This is a genomic window from Caballeronia sp. 11_S32, assembly GCF_056930355.1.
Genome location: NZ_JBXOWH010000001.1, coordinates 1,126,192 through 1,152,771, shown reverse-complemented (window position 1 = coordinate 1,152,771; position 26,580 = coordinate 1,126,192). Strand labels below are relative to the sequence as shown.

Here is a 26,580-nt window from a genome sequence, read left to right as displayed (position 1 = left end):
ATGAGCGACGTGCCTTAGCCCTTCGTAAGCGAAATATAGTGAGGGACCCGCCTTGCTGTGAGGTGTTCTTGGGCAGGCGGAGCACTCGCTCGTCTCTAGCGCTGACCGGGATGCGACGACAGGAGCCTCTATCCGGCGGCACGTCGAAACGTACGTTGACGGCCAACGTGCAGAATCATCACGCTCGAGATGATGAGTACCAGTGCCGCGAACTCCAACAGACCGAATTTTTCGCCGACGGCCCAGCCGATCAACAGCGCGACCGCCGGCGCCATGTAGGTCGCGCCCGATGACGCAACTGCACCGAACTGGTCCAGCAGGTAGTAATACAGGAAGAAGGAAACCCCAGTACCGAGAATCCCGCCGCCGACAATGAGGCCGGTCGCCGCCACGGGATCATCGAGGATGTGTGTGATGCCGCCGAAATCCGTCACCGCGGCGAGCACCAGCACCGCGAGCCCCATTTGCCAGGTTGCCAGCGCCAGCGGAGGCAGCGCCAATGGACTCAGAAACACACGTACGTAGACATAGGAGAGCCCGAGCACGAGCGAGCTCGTGACGAGCCAGAACACACCGGACAACTCAATCGAGCCGTTGGCGCCTTCCCATGGCCGGGCGATCAGCGTGATGCCGAAAAATCCCAGCAGAACGCCGAACGTCATCATGCTGTTCATCTTCTCGTTTCGAAGGAAGAACGCAGAGAAGATCGCGGTAAACAGCGTGGCCGCATTGCCTAGCACGGCAGCGATACCGGACGGAAGGAGTGCCGTGCCCTTGGTGATGGCGAAGTAATAGAACGCCGTCGCGATGAACCCCATCACGATGAAGTGGTGAAGATGGCGTATCTGCCGAACGTGGATGACCTTTCTTCGCCAGGCGACCAGTGCCAACGGAAGGAAGCCGAATAACACGCGCAGAAAGGCGATCTGCATCGGGCTGATCGTCGATGAAGCCCACTTCATATAGATGAAGTTGGATCCCCAGAAGAGACCGAGCAGTACGAATGCGAGGCGCGCAAGCTTCATGACAATAAATTTTCCGATGAACATCGTGATAAGTGCATCTCGTGTCCCGTCCGACTTTGCATATAGGCTAGCCACGGTTCACGCCAGCAGCCGGGCGATGAGATCGGGGGTCGCCCGCACTTCGTATTTTCGCAAGAGGCTCGCGCGATGGATGTCGACGGTGCGCGGGCTGATGTTCAGCTCCTTGCCGATCTCCTTGCTCGTCAGGCCGTGCACGAGAAACGCGGCGACATCGCGCTCGCGCTCCGTCAACGTGCTCGCGACATCCGTCTGCTTCGCGTTCTCCGACAGATCAGTGAAAGTCCAGATTGCCAGTTCGAAAGGCCGCTTCGGGTTATAGCCGAAGCCGCACACCGTGACCCAGAAATGACTGCCGTCGATGCGGCGCATGATGCGGTCATCGCTGAATACCGCGCGCTTCGCGATGAGCGGTGCGAGGCGCCGGCCCGTCGTCGCGAAGTCTTTCTGCTGCGGATAGAGCTTGGAAAACGACTGATCGATGATATCGCTGCGTTGCGCCCTGAACAGTTCCAGCGCTCGCGTATTGCAGTCCACCATGATGCGCTCACGTGCCACGATGACCGCGACGGGCAAATGCCTGAAGAGATCCTCGTAGTCGAGACTGGACATCGTGTCGGTCATGTTCGGCATGTTCCATCGCGCTTGACAGCGTTTGTAGTAGTCGGCTCCTATCCAAGTGTAGCGCGTGTGCGAACGGTCACACGACGTGAAAGACGCAGCAATCGTGGCCTTCGCCTGCGCATTGTGTTTCGGTCGAATGCGCGCGCGGACCTTTGCTCGTGCTGTCGGGCGCCGTGTCGTTGACCCAGTCCATCGCACCGGCGAACCAGCCTGCGAACATGTAGCAAAGCTTTCCGTGCTTGCCTGGCTGCGCGAGCACGAAGGATGAGTGATGCAGATGAATGCGCGCGGTCGACGTCGCCGGATCGGCTTCGACGATGCTGAACACGCCCCAGCCGCGCTGCGACAGACGCTTCAGGTAATGCTCGAACACGGCCATGCCGGTGATGCCGTGCTTCTCCGCTTCCTTATCGCACCAGTGATACGCGGACTTGTAGCCGGCCTTGTAAAGAATCCCGGCATACGTCTCGAGGCCGAGCGCTTCCTCGACTGCAACATGATTGTTGGTGAAGAAATGACGCGGCACGTAAAGCATCGGCAGCGCATCGGTGGTCCAGACGCCGGTTTGCGGATCGACGTCGATAGGCAATTGAGGCTGCATGGCGTGCTCGTTTTCTCCGTTCGATTCAGCCGTTCCACACTTCGCCGAACACGCGCAGCCAGTTTTCGCCCATCACCTTCTTGATGCGCGACTGGCTCCAGCCCGCGCGCTCCATCGCAGCAGTCAGATTGGGAAACTCGCCGATCGTCCGAATGCCTTCAGGATTGACGACCTTGCCGAAATCCGTCAGACGGCGATAACGGCCCTTGTCGTGCGTGATCCAGTCGAAGAACTCGGTGCTGTAGCCCTGCGTGAAGTCCGTGCCAATGCCCACCTTGTCTTCGCCAATCACATCGATCACATATTCGATAGCTTCGAGATAATCGTCGACGGTCGCATCCGCGCCGCGCCGCAGAAACGGCATGAACATCGTCACGCCGACGAAGCCGTTTGCTTCGGCGATCTCGCGCAGTTGATCATCTGTCTTGTTGCGGGGATGCTCTTTCAATCCGGAGGGGCAGCAATGCGAGTAGGTGACGGGCTTTTTCGAGCACGCGATAGCATCGGAAGAAGTCTTCGCGCCCACGTGCGATAGATCCACCATGATGCCCACGCGATTCATCTCCTGAATCACTTCGCGGCCATAGCCGGACAATCCGCCGTCCGGTTCATAAGAGCCGGTGCCGACGAGATTCTGCGTGTTGTAGCAGAGCTGCACCACGTTCACGCCCAGTTCCTTGAACACTTCGATATAGCCGAGGTTGTCCTCGAACGCATACGAGTTCTGGAAGCCGAAGATGATGCCGGTCTTGTTCTCCTTCTTCGCGCGCAGGATGTCGTCGGTCGTGCGTACCAGTGTGAGAATTTCGCTGTATTCGCGGATCTGCTGCTTCATCTCCGCGATGTTGTCGATGGTCTTCTGAAAGTCGTCCCACACGGAGACCGTGCAGTTCACGGCGGTGACGCCGCCCTTGCGCATGTCTTCGAACACGGAACGCTCGAACTTCGAAATGTTCAGGCCGTCGATGATGATGCTCGAATCGTGGAGGCTACTCATTGCATGTCCGTTCGGTTTCGCGGGAAAAAGGAGAGGCGTGACGCGTTCAAATGGTTCGTTCGAAGCTGCGCTTGGCCGGCGTTGCATCGCTCTCGGTCGCGGGGCCGGCTTCCTCGAGCGCGGTCTTCGACGTTTCAGGCAGCGCGAGACCACCGATCATCGCGAAGATCGAGACGGCGATCAGGTAATACGCAGGAGACAGATTCGTGCCGGTGGCGGAGATCAACCATGTCGCGACCAGCGGTGCGGTGCCGCCGAAGATCGTGTATGCGAGGTTGTAGGTGATCGCGGACGCCGTGTAGCGCGTCTTCGTCGCGAATACTTCCGACATGAGCGGTGCGGTCACCACGCCCGAGAGCACGGCGCCGATCGCGAGGAGCGCGACGCCGAGCAGCGACGGCGACAAAGCACCCGATCCACCCAGCGAGAACGCCGGATAAACCGACGCGATGATGAAAATGCAGGTGCTTGCGATCGTCGCGCGGCGGCCCACCAAATCCGAGAAGAGGCCAGCGAGCGGGCACAAGGCCGCTGCGAAGACGAGGGCGAGCACGGTCACGAGGAGCGAGGTGCCGCGAGTCAGGTGCCCGGCGATTTGAAGATAGGTCGCGAAATAGGTCGTGAACGTATAGAAGGACAGCGCCGTCACCGATACGAAAGCGCCAAGCTTCAGGATGTTCCACGACTGCGAGTGCAAGGTTTCCAGCAAGGGCGCATGCGCGACTTCGTGCTTGCCTTCGAGCGCCTGAAACGCGGGCGTTTCATTCAGATTGACGCGCAGATAGACGCCGATGAGACCGACCGGCGCCGCGACCAGGAAGGGAATGCGCCAGCCCCAGTCCACCATCGCTTGCGGAGACAGCGACGATTCGAGCAGATAGGCAACGACGGCTGCGCAAGCGAACGACGAGAAGGTCGAAACCGGAACGAAGCTGCCGAAGAACGCACGGCGGCGGCGCGGCGCATGTTCCATCACATAAGCACAGGCCCCCGCGTATTCGCCCCCTGCGGAAAACCCTTGCACGCAGCGAATGATCGTGAGCAGGAGCGGTGCCCAATAGCCGATGCTCGCGTAAGTGGGGAGAAGGCCGATCAACGTCGTCGAACCGGCCATCAGCAGGATGGTGAAAGCGAGCGTTTGCTTGCGCCCGATCCGGTCGCCGACGATGCCGAAGAAGAGTCCGCCAAGCGGACGAAACGCGAACGCGACCGCAAACACCGCGAACGTTTTCAGAAGCCCGACGGTAGGATCGCCACTCGGAAAGAACTCCCGCGTCAGAATGGTTGCGAGAAATCCGTACGCGGCGAAATCGAACCATTCGACGAAGTTGCCAATGGACGCCGCCGCGATGACGCGCCGTAACGTCCTGGTGTCGACTTCCTGAGTGCCCTGACGTGACATTGTTCCTCTCCTCTGAAGTTTCGGTTCCTTCCGGTATCGAAACGAGAGTAGAGGCTCAAATTACGTAGGTCCATACGTGTCAATTACCTAGGTAATCGGTGCAGTGCCTTCGGCCGCGGCATTTCTTCCGATACGAACATCAGCTCCGCACGAATTCCTCGCTGCCGACCGTCCACTTCAGCGCCTGTTCACTGAGGCTGAAGCCGAGGCCCGGCCGATTCGGCACATGCATGCGCCCGCCGCGCAATTCGAGCCGCTCATTGAACATCGGTTCGAGCCATTCGAAGTGTTCGAGCCACGGCTCTTCCGGATAGGCCGCCGCGAGATGCAGGTGGATTTCCATCGCGAAGTGCGGCGCGAGCTTGAGTCCGCGCAGGCTCGCGCAATGCATGATCTGCAGGAACGGCGTGATGCCGCCGACACGCGGCGCATCGGGCTGCACGAAGTAGGCGCCGTTCTTCTCGATGAGTTGCGCATGTTCGACGAAGCTCGTGAGCATTTCGCCGGTCGCGATTGCCATATCGAGCGATGCCGCCAGCGCCGCGTGGCCATCGAAATCATAAGCGTCGAGCGGCTCTTCGATCCACGTCAGATCGAGCGGCTCGAACTTGCGGCACGCGCGCTGCGCCTTGAGGTGATCCCACTGCTGGTTCGCATTCGCGAGCGGCAGCCCCGCGCGCTTGGCCTTCAAGTCCCAGAGCGCGATGTCGAATGGCGCGATGGCCTGCGTCGTGAGGCCGCTTCGGCCCATCGACGGAGGAGCCGCTCGCCATTCAGGCGTGATTCGAGCGCAGCGGCGTTCTGCCCCGGATCTGCTTCAAAGCGGACTTCGAACCGCTAGGCGAGCAAGCGCAACGCCTCCGCGAGCGACAGCACCGTCGTGCGCGAATCGAATGCGGTGGAGAACAAATGCTCATGTACCACCTGATCCGGGTCGTAACAACAATCCTTGACCGTGTACAGGCGGAAGTCCGCGTCGCTCGCATACGAGACCGACGACAGCACGACACCGGTCGATGCAATGCCAACCATGATCAGCGAGTCGACGCCTCGTGCGGAGAGTTGCGCCTCCAGATCGGTGCCAAAGAAAACGCTGGCGCGGTGCGCGAGAATGACCGGTTCATCGGCCCTTTGGCCCAACTCCGGCGCGGTCCGGTCCTCCACAAAGAGACCAAGCCGTTTGATTCCCTGCCCATTCTTGTTCAATGAGCTGACTTCTGGATAGCCCGGACTGAAGCGCAGGTTGGCGAAGTAGACGCAGACGCCTTTGCTCCGCGCCGCGTTGCATAGTTTGCGTGTATTGGCGACCAAGTCCGGCGCGACGGATGGAAACAGACCGAGAATGTCGGTCTGGTAATGCATGACGACAAGCGCGGTTTTCGCCGGCGTGATGGGCGGAATCTGCAACGCTCCTTGTTCCAACAGTTCCGCTGGCGTCAGCCACGGATAACTCAGCGCGTCCTGCAACGACCGAAGCCTGGCCGAGCCCGGATCGTCGATCGTATCCATGCGCTCGATGGCGATGTGCAACCCGGCGATTCTGTCGGACCCGTCGCCCATGCGCGCGATGCGCCACCGATATTCGCCTCTTCCGAGCCGCAGCGCGCCGTTGTCCTTCTGCCGCATCGCGACGAGCCACGGCATCGTGCAGACGCCATCCGCATCCACTTCCGGCGCGGCACACACATAATAAGTGCGGCAACGATCGAACCGCTCGCCGAAGTCAACGACCAGCGTCTTGGCGATCGCGGCGGCGCCGGTCACGCTGCGGGGAAAATCGATTGCATCGGTCGCTATGTCGAACGTCAGCTCGGCGTCGGCTGCGAAGCAGTCGAAGATCAACTCGGGCCGGTTCTGGTCTTTCGCGCGGATATAACACTCGAGCAGCGGCCGGACAGAATCGGCCGATATTGCAGGGTTCATGGCTAAAATCTCCTTTTCCAAGCTTTGCCGTATAATTATTTTTAAAAGGTAACTACATTAGCATCCAGGAGTTTGAGTGTCATGCCGAAGCAGATCGACGAATCCGCTCTGACAATAACCAATCCAGCGTGTCTCGTTGACGGGACGGACACGGAATTCCGCCATCTGATCAACGGTCTCCTGCCGTTCGCGGCCCGGCTTTTGTCCGTGCGCGACGGCTTCGGGACGCTCATCGGCCTGACCGGCATCCAGTATTCGCTGCTCGTCTCCGTCGCGCATCTTTCGCACGGCGAGTCGGTGACGGTGAACCGGCTCGCGGACCATCTGCATCTGAGCGGCGCTTTCGTCACGATAGAAACCGGCAAGCTCAAGAAGCTCGGCTTCATCGACAAACGCTCGGACCCCGACGACAAGCGCAAGATGCGCCTCACCGTGACATCGAACGGGCTGAAGCTGCTTCGCGAACTCGCCGCGACGCAGCAGCGCATCAACAACGTGCTGTTCGAAGGCGTGACGAAGACCGAGTTCAAGGCCCTGTGCTCGGTCGTCGACCGGCTCGTCGCCAATGGCGATCGCGCGACGCTCGATCTCTCGCATCTGATCGCGCGGCAGGAAAAGTCGTGACCGTGCCGCGGCCCGGCTGATCAGTGCTCGGCCCACTGGATCGTGTTCAGGTCGATGCCTTCCAGATGCATGTCCCACAGCGGGCTCAGCGCGCGCAGCCTGATCACGGTCTCCTGAACCTGGCGGATCACCTCGTCGACTTCCGCCTCGGTCGTGAAGCGGCCGAGCGTGAAGCGGATCGAGCTATGCGCCAGTTCATCGCTGCGGCCGAGCGCGCGCAACACGTATGACGGTTCCAGCGACGCCGACGTGCACGCCGACCCCGACGACACCGCGACACCCTTGATGCCCATGATGAGCGATTCGCCTTCGACGAAATTGAAGCTGACGTTCAGGTTGTGCGCGATGCGCCGCGTCATGTCGCCGTTGACATAGACTTCGTCCAGTTGCAGAAGGCCCGCGAGCAGCCGGTCGCGCAACGCACCGATGCGCCGGCTTTCACCGTCCATCTCTTCTTTCGCGAGCCGAAACGCTTCACCCATGCCGACGATCTGATGCGTCGGCAGCGTGCCCGATCGCATGCCGCGTTCGTGACCGCCGCCGTGCATCTGCGCTTCGATCCGCACGCGCGGCTTGCGCCGCACATACAGCGCGCCGATGCCTTTAGGACCATAGACCTTGTGCGCGGTGACCGTCAGCAGATCGACGTTGAGCGCGCCGACATCGATGGCGATCTTGCCCGCCGCCTGCACCGCGTCGCAATGAAACACGATGCCTTTCTCCCGGCACATCGCGCCGATGTCGGCGATCGGCTGTATCACGCCGGTCTCGTTGTTGACCATCATGACGGACACGAGAACCGTATCCGCGCGTAACGCCGCGCGCACCGTGGCGACATCGAGCGATCCGTCCTGCCCGACGTCCAGATACGTGACGTCGAACCCTTGCCGCTCCAGCTCGCGGCAGGTATCCAGCACTGCCTTGTGCTCTGTCTTCACCGTCACGATGTGACGGCCCCGCGCCTTGTAGAAGTTCGCCGCGCCCTTGATTGCGAGATTGTTCCCTTCGGTCGCGCCCGAAGTCCAGATGATTTCGCGCGGGTCCGCATGCAGCAGTCCGGCGACATGGCGGCGCGCTGTCTCCACCGCTTCTTCCGCTTCCCAGCCATAACCGTGGCTGCGCGATGCCGGATTGCCGAAGCGTTCGTAAAGGTACGGAACCATTTTTTCGACCACGCGCGGATCGACGGGCGTCGTCGCGCTGTAGTCCATGTAGATGGGGCGTGAGGTCATCGATCGTGCTCCAGTGCAGGGCCATCTTCAGGAAGTTCGCCGAAGTGTAGCCCGGCCCCTTGCTTCCTCGGGTCAACACCCATTCGTCGAGTAGGGTTGTCTTTCATACAAAGCTTTTTTGCCGAGGGTAAACGATAGCTTGAACGACGCGATTCATTGACATTTAATGAAAGCTAAGAAACAAAGCTAAATAACAAGGCTTTGTGTGGTTTCACGAAAGCGTCGCCGGCGGCGCGGCGCGAAGGAGAGCGAGATGAAAGACAGCATCGTACGGGCGAGCATCGATCCGGAAGTGCAGCGTCGGTTCCGGTCCGCGTTGTCCATGTTCGCGACGGGTGTCGCGGTCATCACGGCGCCGAGGCGCGAAGGAGCGCCGATCGGCATGACGGTCGCGTCGTTCAATTCGGTGTCGCTCGATCCGCCGCTGATTCTGTTTTCGGTGGACCGCCGAAGCTTGAGCCTCGCCGATCTGTGCGTGGCCGGCAGCTACGCGGTCAACGTGCTCGAAGAGTCGCAGCAGGACTTGTCGAACCGCTTCGCGAAGGCAAACGGCGACAAATGGAGCTGGCGCGATGCAGCAAACGACCCGTGCGACGAGCCGGTCCTGCTTCCCGACAGTCTCGCGACCTTCGAATGCGAGCCCTATGCGCAATACGACGGCGGCGACCACGTGATCTTCGTCGGCCGCGTGACGCGTCATCAGACGCGCTCGCAAGGACGTCCGCTCATTTTCTTCGGCGGCCGCTATCACACGCTCAACGGCGTACACGCAGCGTCGGCCTGAAACGGCGGACGAACTCATCCTGGAGAACACCATGATCAAGAACGGCACTCAACACATTGCGTCATTGCGCGACGGACGTCAGGTCTATCTCGACGGCAAGGCAGTCGGTGACGTCACCGCGCACCCCGCGTTCCGCAATTCGATTCGCAGCTACGCGAGTCTTTACGACTATCAGGCGCGCCCGGAAAACGTCGAGAAGATGACGTTCGTTTCGCCGGATTCGGGCAATCACGTGAGCCGCATCTGGGAACTGCCGACGTCCTACGATCAACTGGTCGAGCGGCGCTCCGCGCTCGAAGCGTGGACGGAACTGCATTTCGGCTTCATGGGCCGCTCGCCGGATCACGTCGCCTCGTGCATCTCGGGCATGGTCATGGGCATCGATCTGTTCGAGCAGTACGACCCGGCCCGCGCCGGCGCGCTGCGCGACTACTACAAGTACGCCCGCGACAACGATCTCTTCCTGACCTACGTGATCGTGAATCCGCAGGCGAATCAGTCGAAATCGGCGCACGAACAGGAAGACAAGTATCTCGCGGTGGGCATCGTCGATCAGGATGCGGAAGGCATCACGGTGCGCGGCGCGAAGATGCTCGCGACGAGCGGCATCATGGCGAACGAAGTCTTCTGCAGTTGCATTCAGCCGCTGCGCGAAGGCGACGAGATGTATGCGCTTTCGTTCGCGATTCCGATGAACGCGAAGGGCATGAAGGTGATGTCTCGCAAGTCGTACGAAGAGCATGCTCAATCGGTGTTCGACAACCCGCTGTCGAGCCGCTACGACGAGAACGACGCAGTGCTCTATTTCGACGACGTCAAGGTGCCGTGGGAGCGGATTTTCGTCGCGGGCGATGTCTCGATGTGCGCGAAGCAGTTTCATGCGACGCCCGCGCACGTCTACCAGAACTATCAGTGTCAGGTGCGCCTGATGACGAAGCTGCGCTTCCTCGTCGGTCTCGGTCTCAAGATCTCGGAAGTCAACGGCACGAATGCGTTTCCTCAAGTGCGCGAGACGCTGGGCCAGCTCGCTTCGGAAGCGTCGATGGTCGAAGCTTATGTGTACGGCATGGAAGCGAAGGGCAGCATCGTCAACGGTTACTACGTGCCCGATCGAAACATGCTTTACAGCTCGCAGGTGCTGACACAGCAACTCTATTCGAAGATCCTCACCACGCTGCGCGAACTCGCGGGCGGCGGAATGATCATGCTGCCGTCGAGCGTGCACGACTTCGAGAATCCCGATCTCGCACGCATCATCGAGAAGACGCAGAAGTCGCCCGTTTGCAGCGCCGAAGAACGCGTGAAGTTCTTCAAGCTCGCGTGGGACGCGGTCGGCTCGGAGTTCGCATCGCGTCACAACCAATACGAGTTGTTCTATGCGGGCGCGTCGTTCGTGACGAAGGGTCACGCGTATCGCAGCTACGACTGGCGCCGCGCCACCGGTCTCGTCGACAACATGCTGTCGAGCTATTCGCTCGATGCCGAACTGGCAAAGACGCGCCAGGCCGCCTGAATCCAGACTTTCCCAAAGGAGAAGCACACATGGCTATCAACAAACTTCACGACGAGTTCCACGGGCTCGACATGGCCGACGGCTGGCAACTGCCGGAAGGCTATGCGCCCGGTTCCGGCGCACAGGAGCTGATTCTGTCCGGCGCGCTCGATACCGGCAACAAGCGCGGCAGCCGCACGCGTCTTCTGCGCTTGCCCGCGGGCATGTACACGACGAAGCCGTTCGTGCACGACTACTGGGAGGAAGTGTTTCTCGTCGAAGGCGATCTCACGGTCGGCAATGACGATAAAGGCGAGGGCGGCAAGCCTTTCGAAGGCTACACGTATGCGGTGCGTCCGCCGGGCGCGTGGCATGGGCCGTTCAAGTCGAACGGCGGCTGCGTGCTCCTCGAAGTGCACTACTACGATCCGGCCTGATCATGCTGCCCACTCTCGAAACATTGCGCGCCCAGCTCGCCGATGGCCGTGTCGATGCCACATCGCTTCTCGCGTCGTGCATCGAACGAATCGGCGATGACGCGGGCGAAGGTCAGCGCGTCTTTCCCTACGGCGTGAGTGCCGCGGCGAAGGCACAGGCGGCGGCAAGCGATGCGCTGCGCCTTCATGGTGTCGCCGGTCCGCTCGCGGGCATTCCGATCTCGGTGAAGGATCTCTTCGACGTGCAAGGCGAAATCACGCGCTCCGGCAGCCGGATTCTGCCGGAGCGGGCCGCCACGCGCGACGCGCTCGCGATCGGCCGATTGCGTGCAGCGGGCGCCGTGTTCGTGGGCCGCACCAACATGACGGAGTTCGCTTACTCGGGCCTCGGCATCAATCCGCATTACGGCACGCCCGCGAATCCGTTCGACCGGGACGCGGCGCGCATTCCGGGCGGCTCGTCGTCGGGCGCGGCGGTATCGGTGGCGGATGGCATGGCAGCTGCCGCGATCGGATCGGATACCGGCGGGTCGTGCCGCATTCCCGCCGCGCTGTGCGGACTCGCCGGTTTCAAGCCAACAGCCGCGCGCATTCCGCTGCAAGGCGCGTTGCCGTTGTCGTCGAGCTATGACTCGATCGGTTCGATCGCACGCAGCGTGGCGTGCTGCGCGGCACTCGATTCGATCATGGCAGGCGACACTGAACCCGCTTCGATGGCGCCGCTGCCGTTGAGCGGGCTGCGGCTCGCCATGCCGAAGGACATCGTGCTCGACGAGATGGATGCTCACGTCGCCGCTACGTTCGAGGGTGCGGTCGCACGTTTGACGGCGGCGGGCGCGATCGTGCGTGAAGTCTCGTTCGACAGCTGGAAGCATCTCGCGGCGCTCGGCCAGCATGGCGGCCTTGTCGCGGCTGAGGCGTGGGCATGGCACGTCGGGATGATCAAACGTCATGCCGACGAATACGACCCGCGCGTGATTGCTCGCATCAGGCTCGGCAGCGAGCACAGCACCGCGGAGTATCTGCGCAATCGCGCGCTGCGCGAGCAGCTATGCCTGCAAGCCGACGACGAACTGCGCCCCTTCGACGCCATCGTCTGCCCGACGGTGCCGATCGTCGCACCGCGCATCGCCGATCTCGACGATGAGCCTGCCTACACGGTGACGAATCGCTTGCTGCTGCGCAATCCGTCGATCGCCAACATGCTCGACCTGTGCTCGCTCTCGATCCCGTGTCACGCGAACGGCAACGCACCCGTGGGACTGATGTTGATGGGCCGGCACATGAGCGACCGCCAGTTGCTCGCGATGGGCGCCGGTGTCGAAGCAGTCGTGCGTTCGCATTGACGCGACGCACATCCAAATACATATCAAGGAGACTTCCATGTTCAGGCAACTCGCGTGCACCGCGTTGTCCGCCGCCGTCTCGATGACGGCCAGCGCGGCCGATATCAGCGACGGCGTGGTGAAGATCGGCGTGCTCACCGACATGTCGTCGATCTTTTCGGATATCGGCGGCAAAGGCTCGGTCGTCGCGGCGCAGATGGCCGTCGACGATTTCGGCGGCAAGGTGCTCGGCGCGCCCATCAAGGTGATCAGCGCGGATCATCAGAACAAGACGGATGTCGCCGCGACCGTGGCGCGCGAATGGTTCGACAACCAGCAGGTCGATATGGTGCAGGACCTGTTGCCATCGTCGGTTGCGCTTGCGGTGTCGAACGTGGCGAAGGATAAGCATCGCATTGCAATTGCGAGCGGCGCGGGCACGACCAAGCTGAGCAACGAAGCATGCTCGCCGTACACGATCCAGTACTCGTACGACACCTATGCGCTGACGACGAGCCTCGTGAAGGCGATGGCGCGCGCCGGCGACAACTCGTGGTACTTCCTGACCGTCGACTATGCGCTCGGCGCGTCGCTGAAGAACGATTCGGCGGCGGCATTGAACGCGGCGGGCGGCAAGGTGCTCGGCGAATCGAAGCACCCGATGCACGCGGCGGATCTGTCGTCGAATCTGCTGCAGGCGCAGGCGTCGCACGCGAAGGTGATCGGCCTCGCCAACGCGGGCGCGGACACCGTCAACGCGATCAAGACGGCGCGCGAGTTCGGCATCAACGCGCCGGGCAAGCAGAAGATCGCCGGCCTGCAGATGTTCATCAGCGATGTCCACAGTCTCGGCCTCAAGTCCGCGCAGGGAATGATGCTGACGACGCCGTTCTACTGGGACCGCGACGACGCGAGCCGCGCCTGGTCGCAGCGCTTCTACGCGAAAACCGGCCGCATGCCGACGTTCATCCAGGCGGGCGTGTATTCGTCGACGCTGCATTACCTGAAGGCCGTGCAGGTGAGCGGCACCGATGCATCCGACGCCGTGCTCGCGCAAATGCGCAACACGCCCGTGAACGATTTCTTCGCGAAGAACGGCGTGATTCGCGCGGATGGCCTCATGGTGCACGACATGTACATCGCCGAGGTCAAGAGCCCTGAGCAATCGAAGAAGCCCTGGGATTACTACACGATCAAGCAGACCATTTCCGCGCAGGACGCTTATGCGCCGCTCGGCGCGAGCCATTGCCCGTTCGTCGCGGGGAAAGTCGCCGCCGGGAAATAAAGGAGCCAGACATGAAAGCCATCACATTCAACATCGAAGACCGCGACGGCAGCATCGAGCGCGCCATTTCAATCGATACGCTCGTCATCGCGGGCTGGACCGGACGCGACACCGAAGCGATGGAGAAGCACATCCGCGAGCTGGAAGAGCTGGGCATCAAACGGCCCGCGTATACGCCGGTGTTTTATCGCGTCGCGGCGGATCGCCTGGGTCCCGCGCCGATGATGCAGGTCACGGGCGAGGAGAGCAGCGGCGAAGCGGAGTTCGTGCTCGTGAAGGACGGCGGCGAGGTGTATGTGGGCGTGGCATCGGATCACACGGACCGGCAGGTCGAAGCCTACGGCATCACGGTGTCGAAGCAGATGTGCGACAAGCCGTGCTCGAAGACGCTCTGGCGCCTGAGCGATGTGGCCGGTCACTGGGACCAGTTGCTGCTGCGTTCGTACGCGACGATCGGCGGCGAGCGCGTGCTCTATCAGGAAGGCAAGGTGACCGCGATGCGCTCGCCGCAGGACCTGCTCGATCAGTTCGCGCAACGCGGCGGCGCGTTCGCCGACGGCACCGCGATGCTGTGCGGCACGCTCGCGGCCATCGGCGGCATTCGTCCGGCGCAGCGCTTCGAGACCGTGCTCGAAGACCCCGTTCTCGGGCGCACGCTGCGGCACGCGTATGAGATCGAGACGCTGCCGGTGGTCGGCTGACGCCTTGCATCACCCTATGAGGAGAGCCGCGATGACGCATGCAGACATGATTCTGGAGACAAAGGGCTTGACCAGGCAGTTCAACGGCTTCACGGCCGTCAATGGCATCGACTTGCGCGTGCGGCGAGGCACGATCCACGCGCTGATCGGGCCGAACGGCGCCGGCAAGACCACCTGCTTCAACCTGTTGACGAAGTTCCTGACGCCAAGCTCGGGACAGATCTTCTTCGATGGCCGTGAGATCACGAAGGCGGCACCCGCGACGATCGCGCGAAGCGGCGTGATCCGGTCGTTTCAGATCTCGGCGGTGTTCCCGCATCTGACGCCCGTCGAGAACGTGACCATTGCATTGCAACGGCCGCTCGGCGTGTCGTTCCGCTTCTGGAAGAGCAGCGCGATGCTCGCGCGCCTGCGCGAACGCGCGCTCGAATTGCTCGATGAAGTCGGCCTTGCCGCATACGCCGACGTGAAAACCGTCGAGTTGTCGTACGGCCACAAGCGCGCGCTCGAAATCGCGACGACGCTCGCAATGGACCCCGTGCTCATGCTGCTCGACGAGCCGACGCAGGGCATGGGACACGAGGACGTGGATCGCGTGACGGCGCTCATCGCGAAGGTATCGAGCGGACGAACGATCCTGATGGTCGAGCACAACATGAAGATGGTGTCGAGCATCGCGCACACCATCACCGTGCTTCAGCGCGGCGAGATTCTGGCGGAAGGCGATTACGCGTCCGTCTCCGCTGATCCGCAAGTGAAGGAAGCGTACATGGGGACCGAGAATGAATCGCTCGCACATTGAAGACCTGCATGACGATGGCAACATGGCCGTGGCATGCGAAGACGAAGACGCGCTTCGCGTGACCGGCCTCGAAGCGTGGTACGGCGAATCGCACATTCTGCACGGCGTGGACCTTCGCGCGGCGCGCGGCGAAGTGGTCACGCTGCTCGGGCGCAACGGCTCGGGCCGCAGCACGACGCTGAAGGCGATCATGGGACTCACCGATACGCGCAGCGGCTCGGTTCGCATCGATGGCCGGGAGACGATCGGCAGGCAACCGCAGGACGTGGCGCGCCTCGGTGTCGGCTATTGCCCGGAGGAGCGTGGCATCTTCGCGGGGCTGTCGTGCGAGGAGAACCTGCTGCTGCCGCCGCGTCTGCCCGATGCGAAGGGCACGCCGATGTCGCTCGAGGAAATCTACGCGATGTTCCCGAACCTGGCCGAGCGTCGCGCGAGCCAGGGCACGCGTCTGTCGGGCGGCGAGCAGCAGATGCTCGCGGTCGCGCGCATTCTTCGCACGGGCGCCAACATGCTTCTGCTCGATGAAATCTCCGAAGGGCTCGCGCCCGTGATCGTGCAGACACTCGCGCGCGTCATCAGGCTGCTCAAGGCGCGCGGCTTCACGATTCTGCTCGTCGAGCAGAACTTCCGCTTCGCCGCGCCGCTCGCCGATCGCTTCTATGTGATGGAGCACGGCCGCATCGTCGATGCCTTCGAGTCGGCGCGTCTTGCGGAAAAAGCGGCCACGCTGCAAGCGCTGCTCAACATCTGATCGGAGCGAACGTCATGGAAATCTTCGGTATGCCGCTGCAGGCGGTATCGGGCCAGCTCGTCCTCGGGCTGATGAACGGCTGCTTCTATGCCGTGCTGAGTCTGGGCCTGTCGCTCATCTTCGGCCTCTTGAACGTGATCAATTTCACGCACGGCGCGTTCTTCATGCTCGGCGCGCTGTTCGCGTGGATGGGCACGAACTATTTCGGCCTCGATTACTGGCTGATGCTCGTCATCGCGCCGCTGGCCGTGGGCGCGGTGGGCGTGATGGTCGAGCGCTCGATGCTGCGCCGGCTCTACAAGCTCGATCATCTCTATGGACTGTTGCTCACGCTCGGCGTCACGCTGATCTTCGAAGGGACATCGCGTTCCGTCTACGGCGTTTCCGGCATGTCGTACGCCGCGCCCGATAGTCTCACGCGCGCCGTCGATCTCGGCTTCATGATGCTGCCGGCGTATCGCGCATGGGTCGTCGTCGCATCGCTCGCGGTGTGTGGCGGGGCATGGTGGGCGATCGAGCGTACGCAACTCGGCGCGTTGCTGCGCGCGGCGACGGAGAATCCGCGGCTCGTCGCGGCGTTCGGCGTCGATGTGCCGCGCATGGTCTCGCTGAGCTACGGCTTCGGCGTCGCGATCGCCGCGTTTGCGGGCGTGCTCGCCGCGCCGGTCATGCAGGTGTCGCCGCTGATGGGGCAGAGCGTAATCATCACCGTGTTCGCGATCGTCGTGATCGGCGGAATGGGATCGATCGCCGGATCGGTGCTGACGAGCCTCGCGCTCGGCGTGCTCGAAAGCCTGACGAAGCTGTTCTATCCGGAAGCGTCTGCGACGGTCGTGTTCGCCGTCATGGCGCTGGTTCTGCTCGTGCGTCCCGCCGGGCTGTTCGGTCAATCGAAGTGAGGTGTCTCATGCATAAGCGTTTTGCATTCTTCGCCGTCTTGGCCGTGCTCGCGGCCGCGCCGTGGCTCGGCGCGTATCCGGTCTTTCTGATGAAGCTGATGTGCTTCGCGCTCTTCGCCACATCGCTGAATCTGCTGCTCGGCTATGTCGGTCTGCTGTCGTTCGGTCATGCGGCGTTTTTCGGCGTCGCGGCCTATGTCGCGGGCAGCGCGTTGCGCGATCACGGCTTGCCGCCTGAAGCCGCGTTGCTGCTCGGCGCGGGCGTAGGCGCTGCGCTCGGCTTCGTGATGGGATTGCTCGCGATCCGCCGCAAGGGCATCTACTTTGCGATGGTCACGCTCGCGCTCGCGCAGATGATCTATTTCTTTTGCGTGCAGGCGCCGTTCACCGGTGGCGAGGATGGCATGCAGGGCGTGCCGCGCGGGCGGCTGTTCGGCGCGCTGCCGCTCGACGACGACCTCACGCTCTATTACGTCGTGCTGCTCATCGGTGCGATGGCGTTTGCGTTCATCGGCCGGGTGATCGATTCACCGTTCGGCCGCATTCTCGGCGCGTTGAAGGAGAACGAGGCGCGCACGGTTTCGCTCGGCTACGATGTCGATCGCTTCAAGCTGCTGGCGTTCGTCATATCGGCTGCGTGCGCGGGTCTCGCGGGCGCGATGAAGACGCTCGTGCTCGGCTTCGCCACCCTCTCGGACGTGCACTGGACGATGTCGGGCACCGTCATCCTCATGACCTTGCTCGGCGGTCTCGGCACGCGGCTCGGGCCGGCGGTCGGCGCGGTGATCGTCGTCGGGCTGGAGACGAAGCTCGCCGCGTTCGGGACGTGGCTCGCGGAGGTCACGCATATCGCGTGGTTTCAGGGGCTGGGCGAATCGGTCAGCATCGTGACCGGGGCGATGTTCGTCGCTTGCGTGCTGCTGTTCCGGCGCGGCATCGTCGGGGAAATCGCGCAGTGGCTCGGGCGTCGGGAGCGTACTCGCGTGCGCGTCGCCGGGCGCATGATGCAAGGCGACGCCGCGTGAACCCGGAGGGATGAGGGATAAACGCTATTCGTCCGGCGCAACTGGAGGGCGATAATCGAAAATTTCGACCGTTCCATGATCCAAGATGCGCGACCGAATCGACGATGAGATCACCTTCCGCAAGCTCGAAGTTCTGCTCGCGTTCATGGAAACCGGCAACCTGGCGAAGGCGGCCGAGGCGCTGAACGTGAGCACCGTCAGCGTGCACCGCGCGCTGCATTCCCTCGAGCAAGGCGTGCGATGTGCGCTGTTCCGCCATGAGGGCCGCAATCTCAAGTCGACGGAAGCGGCGCAGATACTCGCCGATGTCGCGCAGGAGGTGATGACGCTGCTGTCCGATGGCATTCGTGCGACGCGCGAGGCCGCGGGCTATTCGTCAGACCGCCTGAGAATCGGTTCGCTTTACTCGCTGACCATCAAGACCGTGCCCGGCATCGTCGTCGATATCAAAGTGCGCAGGCCCGCGCTTCACGTCGAGCTGGTGCTCGGCCCGAATGTCGAACTGCTCGACAAGCTGAAGCGAAGCGAAATCGATGCGGCGCTGATGGCGGTGCCCGACGGCGAACCCGAGATCGAATCCATTCCTCTTTTCGAAGACGACATTTTTTTCGCCGCGCCCGCCGGTTCGCCCTATGCAAAGCAGGAAGCGGTCGATCTTCGGGATTGCCGCGACGAGACCTTCGTTTCGCTGGGCGAAGGCTTCGCGACATATCACGGCTTCGTCGAGGCGTTTCGCGTCGCGGACTTCACGCCGAACGTGACGATGCGAACCGGCGACATCTTCTCGCTGATGAATCTGGTGAGCGGCGGAGTCGGCTATACGCTCCTTCCCGGGCGCGTGCGCGGCGTCTTCGGTGACAAGGTGCAATTCATTCCGCTCAAACCGCAATATCTGATGCGCCAGACCATCGGCGTCAGTTTCCTGCGCGCGCGCGAGCGCGATCCGAATTTGCTCGCGCTGATGGCCGTCTGTCGTCTGCGCACGAGAAGCGCTGACTGACGCTTCACTGCTCGCCGCTTGCGCATGCCCTGTCGATGAGCGCGCCGAGATCAGGCAACGAGGTCTCGCTGCAACACACCGCGATGCCTTCGGTGAAAACCGAACCGGCCAGCCGCGTCAGGACATTGGCGGGCGGCATCTCGATCGCGAGGCGCGCGCCGCGTTCCCACGCGAGTCTCATCGTGTCGTGCCAGCGCACCTGCCGCGCCATGTTGCCCGCAAGATCGGCGGCAATGCGTGCGCCGTCGAAAAGCGGCCGCGCGACACTGCTGCTCAGATACACGATGCGCGGCGCGCGCACCTCGACCGGAGCGAAGGCTTTGGCGAGCGCGGCTGCGGGCGCGTCGAGCAGGGCGCAATGCGACGGCACCGCGACATCGAGACGCTCGCAGCGTTGCGCGCCGTGGTCCCTTGCGAGTGCCGCGAGACGATTCATCGCGGCGTCGCTGCCCGCGACGACCATCTGTGTTTCCGCGTTGATGTTTGCAAGGAAGACGGGCTCGGCGTCGCTGCTCAGTTGCGCGATCAGCCGTTCGAGCGGGCGCTGCGTCAGGCCGACGATCGCCGTCATGCCGTAGCCTCGCGGATAGGCCTGTTCCATCAACTGGCCGCGCAATGCGACGAGCCTGAGCGCATCGGAAAAGGACAGAGCGCCCGCGATCACCGCGGCGGGATATGCGCCGATGGAAAGCCCCGACACCATGTCGGGCACATGGCCATAGGCCTGCATGACGCGCGCCTGACCGACGCCCGCGATCAGCAGACAAAGCTGCACGGCGACGGTGGAGCGCAGCGACACTGCATCGTCGATGAATCGGACGTCATGGCCGAGCGTGTCGCTGGCTTCTTCGAGCGTGCGGGCAATGTCGATGTGATCCGGCAGCGCGTGCAGCATGCCGGCGCGCTGCGAGCCCTGGCCGGGGAACGTGAATAGCACGCTCATGATGCGTGCTCGGCCCAGGGATCGGCTACGAGCAGAGGGCCACGTCCCGTCTTCAGCAGCACGCGGTCCGCTCGACCCGCCCACTCAGCGAGCGCGAACCCGCCGTGACCGGTGTCCACCTGCATATCGATGCGTGCGGGCATGCGCGTCAGCATCGACAGGAGCACCTGCGCTTCATCGCGCGGCAGCGGCCGCGTGGCGCGCAGCAGCAGATCGAGGTCGCTGTCCTGTCTCAACGTGCTCACGCCGCTCGCCAGCGCAAAGCCCACGCTTCCGATGATGCCCCACGACAATTGAAGCCGGTCGAGTTCGGGCGCGATGCTGGCGAGGGCGCGCACGCAGGGCAGGCTCGCGATCGCGGTATCGATGCGCCAGGCACGCGCCTGAGCGAGCGCCTCGGGTGTCACGCGCCGTGCGATCCGCTCGCGCGTAACGAACGCCGCGAACCGCTCGCTGCGCGTGCGCCCCCGAAGCCCCACGGGCACGATGTCCTGCTCGCCGACCGCTTCGCGCCGCACCACGGCCGGCGCGATCGAGAGCCACTCGGACGAAGCCCACGCAGGCAGCTTCGATGCCGTGCGGATGTCCTTTGGCGCGGCGATCCACAGAAGATCGTGCGGGCGAATGACTTCATCGGCGATCGGCACAGTGGCTCTCCTTCGCATCACGCGCCCATCAGCGCTTTGGTCGCGAAGAACAGCAGCGACGGCCCGAGCAGGCAGCCGACGCCCGTATGGAACGTCGCGATCAGCGCGCCGTAGGGAACGAGCCGCCGGTCGGTCGCGGCCAGTCCCGCGCTGACGCCGCTCACCGTGCCGGCCAGCCCGCCGAAGATCATGGCGGAGCGCGGCGTCTTCAGCCCCATGAAGCCCGCTGCGAGCGGCGTGCCGATCATCACGATGATCGCCTTGATGAGACCCGTCGCGATGCTGAGTGCGATCACATCCGAGCTTGCGCCGATCGCCGCGCCCGTCACCGGTCCGACGATGTATGTGACCGCGCCCGCGCCGATGGTGGTCATGCTCACGGCGTCGGTGTAGCCGAACGCATGCGCAATGCTCGCGCCGACGATGAACGGCAGCACGGTCCCCAGAAGCAGCGACACCACGCCGATGAGCCCGGCCTTGCGCGCCTCGTTGGCCTGCACTTCGAACGCCGTCGCGACGATGGCGAAGTCCCGCAGCATAGCGCCGCCCATCAGGCCGACGCCGGTAAAGAGCGGCAAGTCCGCGAGACCTTTTTGTCCTCCGGTGAACGCGCCGCCGAAATAGGCGAGCACGAGGCCGATCACGATGGCGATGGCCGAGCCGTGCACGCGCCCGAAGGTCAGCTTGCGCGAGATCAGCGACGACACCCACATGATGAGCCCCACCAGCGCGAACGCCGTGATGAGGCCGTTATGCATCAGAACCTTGTCGATCATTTGGAACATGGCTGACTCCTGCTTCAGATTTCTTCGAGATGCGGCGCGTTCACGAACGACGTGCTGTCGTGACCGGTGCGGGACAGCACGGCGATGCAGCCCGCGCAGACAGCCGCGGCGCCCAATGCCGACAGCAGCGCGACGGGTCCGCCCTTGAGCGCGGCGACGACGTTCTGGTTCGCCGCCATCGCGACGACGACCGGGATGTACATCGCGCCCCAGAAGCCGACGCCCGCTTCGGTTTCCTTCGGCAGCAAGCCCTTTCCGTGCAGATAGAGGCGCAGGAAGATCAGGAGCAGCATTGCGATGCCGACACCGCCGACATTCGTCTTGACGCCGATCGCGACCCCGAGCAGGTCGCCGAGAAAAAGTCCCGCCAGATGGCAGAACGCGAGCAGCGCGGTTCCATAGATGATCATTTCGTGTCTCCTGTATTTGTCTGTTTGGTTTCCGATGCTTTAGCGCCACTGTTCCCGCAGCTTGCGGCGAACCGTCGACGAGGCCGCGCGGTGCTCGCTGCGAAGGCGGCTTTCGAGGCCGCGTGACGGGTCGGCGCGAATGTCGTCGAAGGCGGCTTGCAGCGCCTTTTCGACCGTCGACTGGTCGGCGCCGGTGGGGGCGTCGGCGTTGCTTACGGAGAGCAGCTTCCAGAGCAATCCGAGCGACGCGTAGTTGTCGATGTCATAGGCCATCGGCGGCACGCGCGCCGTGAACGCCTCCAGCTCGGCCACCGAGCGCAGCGTGACGCGCGCGGCCGATTCCTTGCCCATCGCGTGAACCATCACCTTCGGATCGGCGAGCGCGATCAGCCTGTTGGCCTGATAGCCGTGCGCGAGAAACGCGCCGGACATCGCGCGTGCCACGATCAGCCCGATCACCGGATGGCCGGCGAGACGGGCGCTCGCGTAGGCATCGGCGGCGGCGGCGAGCGCCTGATGGATGCCGTATGCTTCCTCGCGGCGTCCGTAGGCCTGGCTCGCCACATCGATGACGGCGACGATCGCGCGCTTTTCATCATGCTGTGCATCGGCATCGACGGCTTCACGCACCGCCCGCGCGATCTCCCATGCTTCCACGAGGCCCACCTCGCCGCTGCGTGCGCGCGGAAACGGGTTGTCCGGGTCCGGCACCACCGCGATGAACCGCGCGGGATGATTGCCGATACGCGCATCGGCAACCCGCACCGAAGGCGGATAGCCCGCCTGCAACGGCGCGCTGGCAGTGAGTGCATCCAGCCAGACCGCGCCGCGCTTCGAAAGCTCTTGTGTGCTCATGACCCGAACCCCTTGCCGTAGATGGCGGCCACATGTTCCGGCGTGGCCTGCACGTCCGGATCGATTTCGGAAAGCCGCGCGAGAAAGCCGGTGACGCGCTCGCTGCGGCATGCCGCGGGACGTCCGGCGCGAAACCGCTCGATGACGGCGGCGCGGATCGCATCGGCGTCGTCGGCGGTGTACACATCGACCAGCCCCGTGCGATGTCTTTGCTCGCAGCCCGTGAAGCTCCAGATCATCGGGCGGTCGCGCGAATCGAATTCCGCGATGCCCGCTTCCTGCTCGATCACAGCGGGTCCGTTGAGCCCGAGCCGCGCCTCGCGCGTGCCGATCAGATAGCTGCAAAGACCCGCCGCGATCGACATCCCGCCGTAGCAGCCGATCGGCCCCGCCGTGACGCCGATCACCGGCTGGTAGCGCCGCAAATCGACGATGCCCGCGTGGATCTCCGCAATGGCCGCCAGCCCGAGATTCGCTTCCTGCAAGCGCACGCCGCCTGTTTCGAAGAGGATGACGGCGCGCGTCGGAATGCCGCTGCGGTTGTCCTCGGCGGCGAGTTCGAGGCTGCCCGCGATCTTCGCCGCCGACACCTCGCCCATGCTGCCGCCCTGAAAGCCGCCATCGATGGCGAGCACGACAGCAGGTTGACCGTCGATGGTTCCCTTCGCGACGACCGTGCCGTCGTCGGCCTGCGTCACGATGCCTTGCCGCTTGAGCCAGGGCGAGCTCACACGCTCGAACGGATCGAGCAGTTCGCTGAAGGTGCCTTCGTCCAGCAGCTTTTTCGCGCGGCCGCGCGCATCGAGTTCGATGAAGCTCTGGCGTTCGAGCAGTTGTTGCGCATCCATATGTTTCACGCTCCGCCGGTCGATTTCAGTTGTTCGAAGACTTGCCCGATGCGCATCTGCACGACACCGGGCGTCGCGCCCGAGTCGTTGATTTCGAGCTTTGCGGCGGGCAGCGAGCCGTCGCCGAGAATGCGTTCCAGCACCGACTGCCAGAGATGTTCCTTGCCGTCGACGGATGTCGTGATGTTCACCACGGTGCGGTGCGCCGCGTTCGCTTCGAGCAGGACTTCGAGGTCCCCCGATGCGACCACGCCCGCCAGCGCGCGGCGTTGCGCGGGCTGGCCCGCCGGGAATTCGAGGACGATGGTTTCCATATGCGTTCCTATGCCTTCGTCGGATGACCGGCTTCGCTTCCAAGCCGGTCGAGAAAGAGGGCGGCGGCGAGCAGATCGGCCGCGCCGCCGGGCGATACATGCAGTTCGACGAGCCGCCGGTCCAGCGTCTTCAGCCGGCGGCGGCCGTCGATGTGCGCCGCGCCGCCATGCGCCAGCACGAGCCGCGCGCCGTCCTGCATCTCGGCGAGTGCACTTCGTCCGCCGCGCGCGAGCACGCAGGTGTCGTCGAGACTCGCCATTACCGCGAGCAGCGCGTTCAGTCGCGCGGCCGTTTCGCTGTCGCCGCGTTCGCGTGAGCGTTCCAGTTCCGGCAGGGCGATCTCGACAACATGCGGAAAGCCCGCCTGCGCTTGCCCGCGCGCACCGCCGACGTCGTAGTCGCGGCACGCCTGCTCGCCCTTGTTGCCCGTCAGGACGGGCGCATGGCGATCCGGAACACACGCGATCGATCCGGCGCGCCGGGCGACTGCATCGGCTGCCAGGTCCGACGGCTCGCGCGCCGCGGCGGTGACGAGCAGCCCGAGCGCCCAGATCGCGCCGCGATGCGTATTGACGCCGCCCGTCGCGTCGAGCATGCGCGCTTCGCCTTCGCGGCCAATTGCGCCGATGCGCTCGCGCAGCGCGACCATCGGCCTCGTTTCGATGCCCGCGCGCGCCAGCTCGACGAAGGTCGGCTGCAGCGCCAGCGCCGATACGCACATCAGTTTCCAGTCGAGATCGTGATGCGCGCCGCGGCTGCGGATATCGACGAGTCCGGGCTTCGGCGCGAGCGTCACTTCGTCGATCAGCGCTTCGACCACATGCGCGCCGAGGCGATCGGCGAAGTCCGGCGCGTGGCGTAAAGGCCGCGCCGCGTTCATGGCGAGGTTCTCGTGCATCACCAGCTCCGGAAGCGCGCCGGCGGGTCATAAAGCCCGTCCGACCAGTCGACGAGATCCGCCACGCTCTTCGCCGCGAGCAGTGAACGGCTCGCTTCGCCGCGATGAATGCCGAGGTCTTCGGGCAACGCGACGAAGCCATCGCGGCGCAGCTCGGCGAGCTTGTCCGCGCTGTTCGCGAGACCGACCGGCGTCACGCCCGCCACCGCCGCGATCATCTGCTTGCGATGTTCGAGCGAGCGCGCCTTGTAGAGATACGCGATGCCTTCCTCGGTCAGCACGTGCGTGACATCGTCGCCGTAGATCATGACGGGCGCGAGCGGCATTCCGGATTCGCGCCCGACTTCGACCGCGTCGATCGACTCGACGATGCTCGGCTGGCCACCGGCCTGGAATGTCTCGACCATCTGCACGACGAGCTTGCGGCCTCGTTCGAGCGGGTTGTCCGTCTGCAGCAGATCGAGCCATGCGGGTGTCGCGTGGCGCCGGCCGTGCGGATCGTGGCCCATGTTCGGTGCACCGCCGAAACCGGTGAGCCGCCCGTGCGTCACCGTCGACGAGTTGCCGAGGCCATCCATCTGCAACGTCGAGCCGATGAACATGTCGACCGCGTATTGCCCCGCGAGCTGGCACATCGCGCGGTTGGAGCGCATCGAGCCGTCGCGACCCGTGAAGAAGATATCGGGCCGTTGCGCGACGTAGGCTTCCATGCCCAGTTCGCCGCCGAAGCAATGCACGCTGTCGACCCAGCCGGTTTCGATCGCGGGGATCAGTGTCGGGTGCGGGTTGAGGGTCCAGTGGCGGCAGATCTTGCCCTTCAGGCCGAGCTTTTCGCCGTAGGTCGGCAGGATCAGTTCGATCGCCGCCGTGTTGAAGCCGATGCCGTGATTGAGCGACTGCACCCGATGCCGCTCGTAGATGCCGCGAATCGCCATCATCGCCATCAGGATCTGGATCGGCGTGATGAGGCGCGGGTCGCGCGTGAAGAGCGGCTCGATGAAAAACGGCTTGTCCGCCTGCACGACGAAGTCGATCCACGAACCCGGAATATCGACGCGCGGCAGGTCCTTCGGATCGTCCACGATCTCGTTGACCTGCGCGATCACGATGCCGTCGCGAAACGCGGCGGCTTCGACGAGCGCGGGCGTGTCTTCGGTGCTTGCGCCCGTATAGAGATTGCCGTCGCGATCCGCCTTGAAGCCGGCAATCAGCACGACGTTGGGCGTGAGGTCGACATAGAGCCGCGCATACAACTCGATGTAGGTATGAATCGCGCCGATCTCGAGGATGCCGTCCTGCAGGAACTGCGAGATGCGCAGGCTTTGCGCGCCCGCATAGGCAAAGTCGAGCTTTCTTGCGATGCCGCGCTCGAAGAGATCGAGATGCTCGGCCCGGCTCACGCTCGGAATGATGAGGTGCAGGTCGTGAATGACTTCCGGATCGACTTTCGCGAGCGAGCGCGACAGAAAATCCGCCTGCTTCTGATTGTTGCCCTCGACGACGACACGGTCGCCCGGCGCGATCAGGTTTTGCAGGATATCGACGATGCGCCCGGCGGGCAGCACGTTGCCGTCCGCGATCGACGCAACCCGCGCAAGCCGGCGATGTTTTTCCGCGCGGCGCGTGGCCCAACGGGAGTGGGAAGGACTTTGACTGGACATGGATGCTCTCGCTCAGGACTTGAGGCGAGTCTAGAGAGCGGGAGATGGGCGTTCAATGACACTCGGAATGCGTTCGTTATCCCCAGGCTAACGATCCTTTCCGCCTTGCCCTGCACGCCGCGCGGGGCGGGGCGCTTCGGTTAGCGAGGGTTTTCCCTTGCTTCGCAGGCAGATGAGCCTGGGTGACATGCGCCGATGACGGTTTTTCCGCCGCATATGGAATGCTCAATCGTGGTATCGACGGACACGAATTTCCCTGGCGCGGCGCTAC

The 26,580-nt window shown here is 63.5% G+C and carries 28 protein-coding genes and 1 pseudogene; 12 read left to right on the top strand and 17 right to left on the bottom strand.

Going from position 1 to position 26,580, the window contains the following annotated elements:
• Nucleotides 1-128: 128 nt before the first annotated feature.
• The 7 genes and pseudogenes from AC1Z32_RS05295 to AC1Z32_RS05265 all read right to left on the bottom strand — a co-directional run bounded on the left by AC1Z32_RS05295 (nucleotide 129) and on the right by AC1Z32_RS05265 (nucleotide 6,107).
• A complete protein-coding gene (locus AC1Z32_RS05295) occupies nucleotides 129-1,049 on the bottom strand; it encodes a DMT family transporter (protein WP_483477641.1) in 921 nt (306 codons plus the stop codon).
• A 54-nt stretch (nucleotides 1,050-1,103) separates the two neighbouring features.
• Entirely contained in the window at nucleotides 1,104-1,676 is a 573-nt protein-coding gene (locus AC1Z32_RS05290) for a helix-turn-helix transcriptional regulator (RefSeq protein ID WP_483477640.1), read from the bottom strand.
• A gap of 67 nt (nucleotides 1,677-1,743) precedes the next feature.
• The gene (locus AC1Z32_RS05285; RefSeq protein ID WP_483477639.1) at nucleotides 1,744-2,268 is read right to left on the bottom strand and encodes a DUF5943 domain-containing protein; all 525 of its coding nucleotides are present in this window, start codon (nucleotides 2,266-2,268) and stop codon (nucleotides 1,744-1,746) included.
• Between the two features lie 25 nt (nucleotides 2,269-2,293).
• On the bottom strand, nucleotides 2,294-3,265 hold the full coding sequence (locus AC1Z32_RS05280) for a dipeptidase (protein ID WP_483477638.1): 972 nt from the start codon (nucleotides 3,263-3,265) through the stop codon (nucleotides 2,294-2,296).
• A gap of 46 nt (nucleotides 3,266-3,311) precedes the next feature.
• Nucleotides 3,312-4,667 (bottom strand): MFS transporter, encoded by a 1,356-nt coding sequence (locus AC1Z32_RS05275; RefSeq protein WP_483477637.1) that lies wholly within the window; start codon nucleotides 4,665-4,667, stop codon nucleotides 3,312-3,314.
• A 139-nt stretch (nucleotides 4,668-4,806) separates the two neighbouring features.
• Nucleotides 4,807-5,430 (bottom strand): annotated as a pseudogene (locus AC1Z32_RS05270) (enolase C-terminal domain-like protein); the annotation flags it as partial.
• Between the two features lie 74 nt (nucleotides 5,431-5,504).
• Entirely contained in the window at nucleotides 5,505-6,107 is a 603-nt protein-coding gene (locus tag AC1Z32_RS05265) for a cysteine hydrolase family protein (protein WP_483478206.1), read from the bottom strand.
• A 564-nt stretch (nucleotides 6,108-6,671) separates the two neighbouring features.
• On the opposite strand from AC1Z32_RS05265, the gene AC1Z32_RS05260 reads away from it, so the two are divergent.
• Complete coding sequence (locus AC1Z32_RS05260; protein WP_483477636.1) at nucleotides 6,672-7,214, top strand: MarR family winged helix-turn-helix transcriptional regulator; 543 nt, start codon at nucleotides 6,672-6,674, stop codon at nucleotides 7,212-7,214.
• Between the two features lie 20 nt (nucleotides 7,215-7,234).
• Here the strand turns inward: AC1Z32_RS05260 and AC1Z32_RS05255 are convergent, their stop codons facing one another.
• On the bottom strand, nucleotides 7,235-8,446 hold the full coding sequence (locus tag AC1Z32_RS05255; RefSeq protein ID WP_483477635.1) for an IscS subfamily cysteine desulfurase: 1,212 nt from the start codon (nucleotides 8,444-8,446) through the stop codon (nucleotides 7,235-7,237).
• A gap of 253 nt (nucleotides 8,447-8,699) precedes the next feature.
• On the opposite strand from AC1Z32_RS05255, the gene AC1Z32_RS05250 reads away from it, so the two are divergent.
• From AC1Z32_RS05250 to AC1Z32_RS05200, 11 genes are all read left to right on the top strand, one after another.
• Complete coding sequence (locus AC1Z32_RS05250; RefSeq protein WP_483477634.1) at nucleotides 8,700-9,230, top strand: flavin reductase family protein; 531 nt, start codon at nucleotides 8,700-8,702, stop codon at nucleotides 9,228-9,230.
• A 31-nt stretch (nucleotides 9,231-9,261) separates the two neighbouring features.
• Nucleotides 9,262-10,743, top strand: a complete 1,482-nt coding sequence (locus AC1Z32_RS05245) for a 4-hydroxyphenylacetate 3-hydroxylase family protein (RefSeq protein WP_483477633.1) — start codon at nucleotides 9,262-9,264, stop codon at nucleotides 10,741-10,743.
• Between the two features lie 29 nt (nucleotides 10,744-10,772).
• Nucleotides 10,773-11,159, top strand: coding sequence for a cupin (locus tag AC1Z32_RS05240; protein ID WP_483477632.1), 387 nt, complete (start codon nucleotides 10,773-10,775; stop codon nucleotides 11,157-11,159).
• A gap of 2 nt (nucleotides 11,160-11,161) precedes the next feature.
• Nucleotides 11,162-12,505, top strand: a complete 1,344-nt coding sequence (locus AC1Z32_RS05235) for an amidase (protein WP_483477631.1) — start codon at nucleotides 11,162-11,164, stop codon at nucleotides 12,503-12,505.
• Nucleotides 12,506-12,542: 37 nt separating this feature from the next.
• Entirely contained in the window at nucleotides 12,543-13,769 is a 1,227-nt protein-coding gene (locus AC1Z32_RS05230; RefSeq protein WP_483477630.1) for an ABC transporter substrate-binding protein, read from the top strand.
• Nucleotides 13,770-13,780: 11 nt separating this feature from the next.
• The gene (locus AC1Z32_RS05225) at nucleotides 13,781-14,470 is read left to right on the top strand and encodes a DUF2848 domain-containing protein (protein WP_483477629.1); all 690 of its coding nucleotides are present in this window, start codon (nucleotides 13,781-13,783) and stop codon (nucleotides 14,468-14,470) included.
• 31 nt (nucleotides 14,471-14,501) lie between these two features.
• Nucleotides 14,502-15,272 (top strand): ABC transporter ATP-binding protein, encoded by a 771-nt coding sequence (locus AC1Z32_RS05220; protein ID WP_483477628.1) that lies wholly within the window; start codon nucleotides 14,502-14,504, stop codon nucleotides 15,270-15,272.
• Between the two features lie 22 nt (nucleotides 15,273-15,294).
• A complete protein-coding gene (locus AC1Z32_RS05215; RefSeq protein ID WP_483478205.1) occupies nucleotides 15,295-16,023 on the top strand; it encodes an ABC transporter ATP-binding protein in 729 nt (242 codons plus the stop codon).
• Between the two features lie 14 nt (nucleotides 16,024-16,037).
• Nucleotides 16,038-16,922, top strand: coding sequence for a branched-chain amino acid ABC transporter permease (locus AC1Z32_RS05210; RefSeq protein ID WP_483477627.1), 885 nt, complete (start codon nucleotides 16,038-16,040; stop codon nucleotides 16,920-16,922).
• An 8-nt stretch (nucleotides 16,923-16,930) separates the two neighbouring features.
• Entirely contained in the window at nucleotides 16,931-17,947 is a 1,017-nt protein-coding gene (locus tag AC1Z32_RS05205) for a branched-chain amino acid ABC transporter permease (RefSeq protein ID WP_483477626.1), read from the top strand.
• Between the two features lie 85 nt (nucleotides 17,948-18,032).
• A complete protein-coding gene (locus AC1Z32_RS05200; protein WP_483477625.1) occupies nucleotides 18,033-18,947 on the top strand; it encodes a LysR family transcriptional regulator in 915 nt (304 codons plus the stop codon).
• Between the two features lie 4 nt (nucleotides 18,948-18,951).
• Here AC1Z32_RS05200 and mdcH read toward each other — a convergent pair whose 3' ends face one another.
• Genes mdcH through mdcA form a run of 9 tightly spaced genes read right to left on the bottom strand, consistent with a single transcriptional unit; the run spans nucleotide 18,952 to nucleotide 26,309 of the window.
• Nucleotides 18,952-19,890 carry a malonate decarboxylase subunit epsilon gene (gene mdcH / locus AC1Z32_RS05195; RefSeq protein WP_483477624.1) on the bottom strand — a complete coding sequence of 313 codons (939 nt, stop codon included), beginning with the start codon at nucleotides 19,888-19,890 and terminating at the stop codon, nucleotides 18,952-18,954.
• Complete coding sequence (locus AC1Z32_RS05190; protein ID WP_483477623.1) at nucleotides 19,887-20,537, bottom strand: malonate decarboxylase holo-ACP synthase; 651 nt, start codon at nucleotides 20,535-20,537, stop codon at nucleotides 19,887-19,889. Before AC1Z32_RS05190 ends, mdcH begins: the two co-directional genes overlap by 4 nt.
• 17 nt (nucleotides 20,538-20,554) lie before the next feature.
• Nucleotides 20,555-21,322, bottom strand: coding sequence for a malonate transporter subunit MadM (madM, locus tag AC1Z32_RS05185; RefSeq protein WP_483477622.1), 768 nt, complete (start codon nucleotides 21,320-21,322; stop codon nucleotides 20,555-20,557).
• A 14-nt stretch (nucleotides 21,323-21,336) separates the two neighbouring features.
• Nucleotides 21,337-21,732, bottom strand: coding sequence for a malonate transporter subunit MadL (gene madL / locus AC1Z32_RS05180; RefSeq protein WP_062602162.1), 396 nt, complete (start codon nucleotides 21,730-21,732; stop codon nucleotides 21,337-21,339).
• A gap of 39 nt (nucleotides 21,733-21,771) precedes the next feature.
• Entirely contained in the window at nucleotides 21,772-22,587 is an 816-nt protein-coding gene (mdcE, locus tag AC1Z32_RS05175) for a biotin-independent malonate decarboxylase subunit gamma (protein WP_483477621.1), read from the bottom strand.
• The gene (locus AC1Z32_RS05170) at nucleotides 22,584-23,435 is read right to left on the bottom strand and encodes a biotin-independent malonate decarboxylase subunit beta (protein WP_483477620.1); all 852 of its coding nucleotides are present in this window, start codon (nucleotides 23,433-23,435) and stop codon (nucleotides 22,584-22,586) included. The genes mdcE and AC1Z32_RS05170 overlap by 4 nt, the downstream gene beginning before the upstream one ends.
• 5 nt (nucleotides 23,436-23,440) lie before the next feature.
• On the bottom strand, nucleotides 23,441-23,749 hold the full coding sequence (locus AC1Z32_RS05165; RefSeq protein ID WP_483477619.1) for a malonate decarboxylase subunit delta: 309 nt from the start codon (nucleotides 23,747-23,749) through the stop codon (nucleotides 23,441-23,443).
• A gap of 8 nt (nucleotides 23,750-23,757) precedes the next feature.
• On the bottom strand, nucleotides 23,758-24,648 hold the full coding sequence (locus AC1Z32_RS05160) for a triphosphoribosyl-dephospho-CoA synthase (RefSeq protein WP_483477618.1): 891 nt from the start codon (nucleotides 24,646-24,648) through the stop codon (nucleotides 23,758-23,760).
• Entirely contained in the window at nucleotides 24,648-26,309 is a 1,662-nt protein-coding gene (gene mdcA / locus AC1Z32_RS05155) for a malonate decarboxylase subunit alpha (protein ID WP_483477617.1), read from the bottom strand. The genes AC1Z32_RS05160 and mdcA overlap by 1 nt, the downstream gene beginning before the upstream one ends.
• Nucleotides 26,310-26,580: the final 271 nt, after the last annotated feature.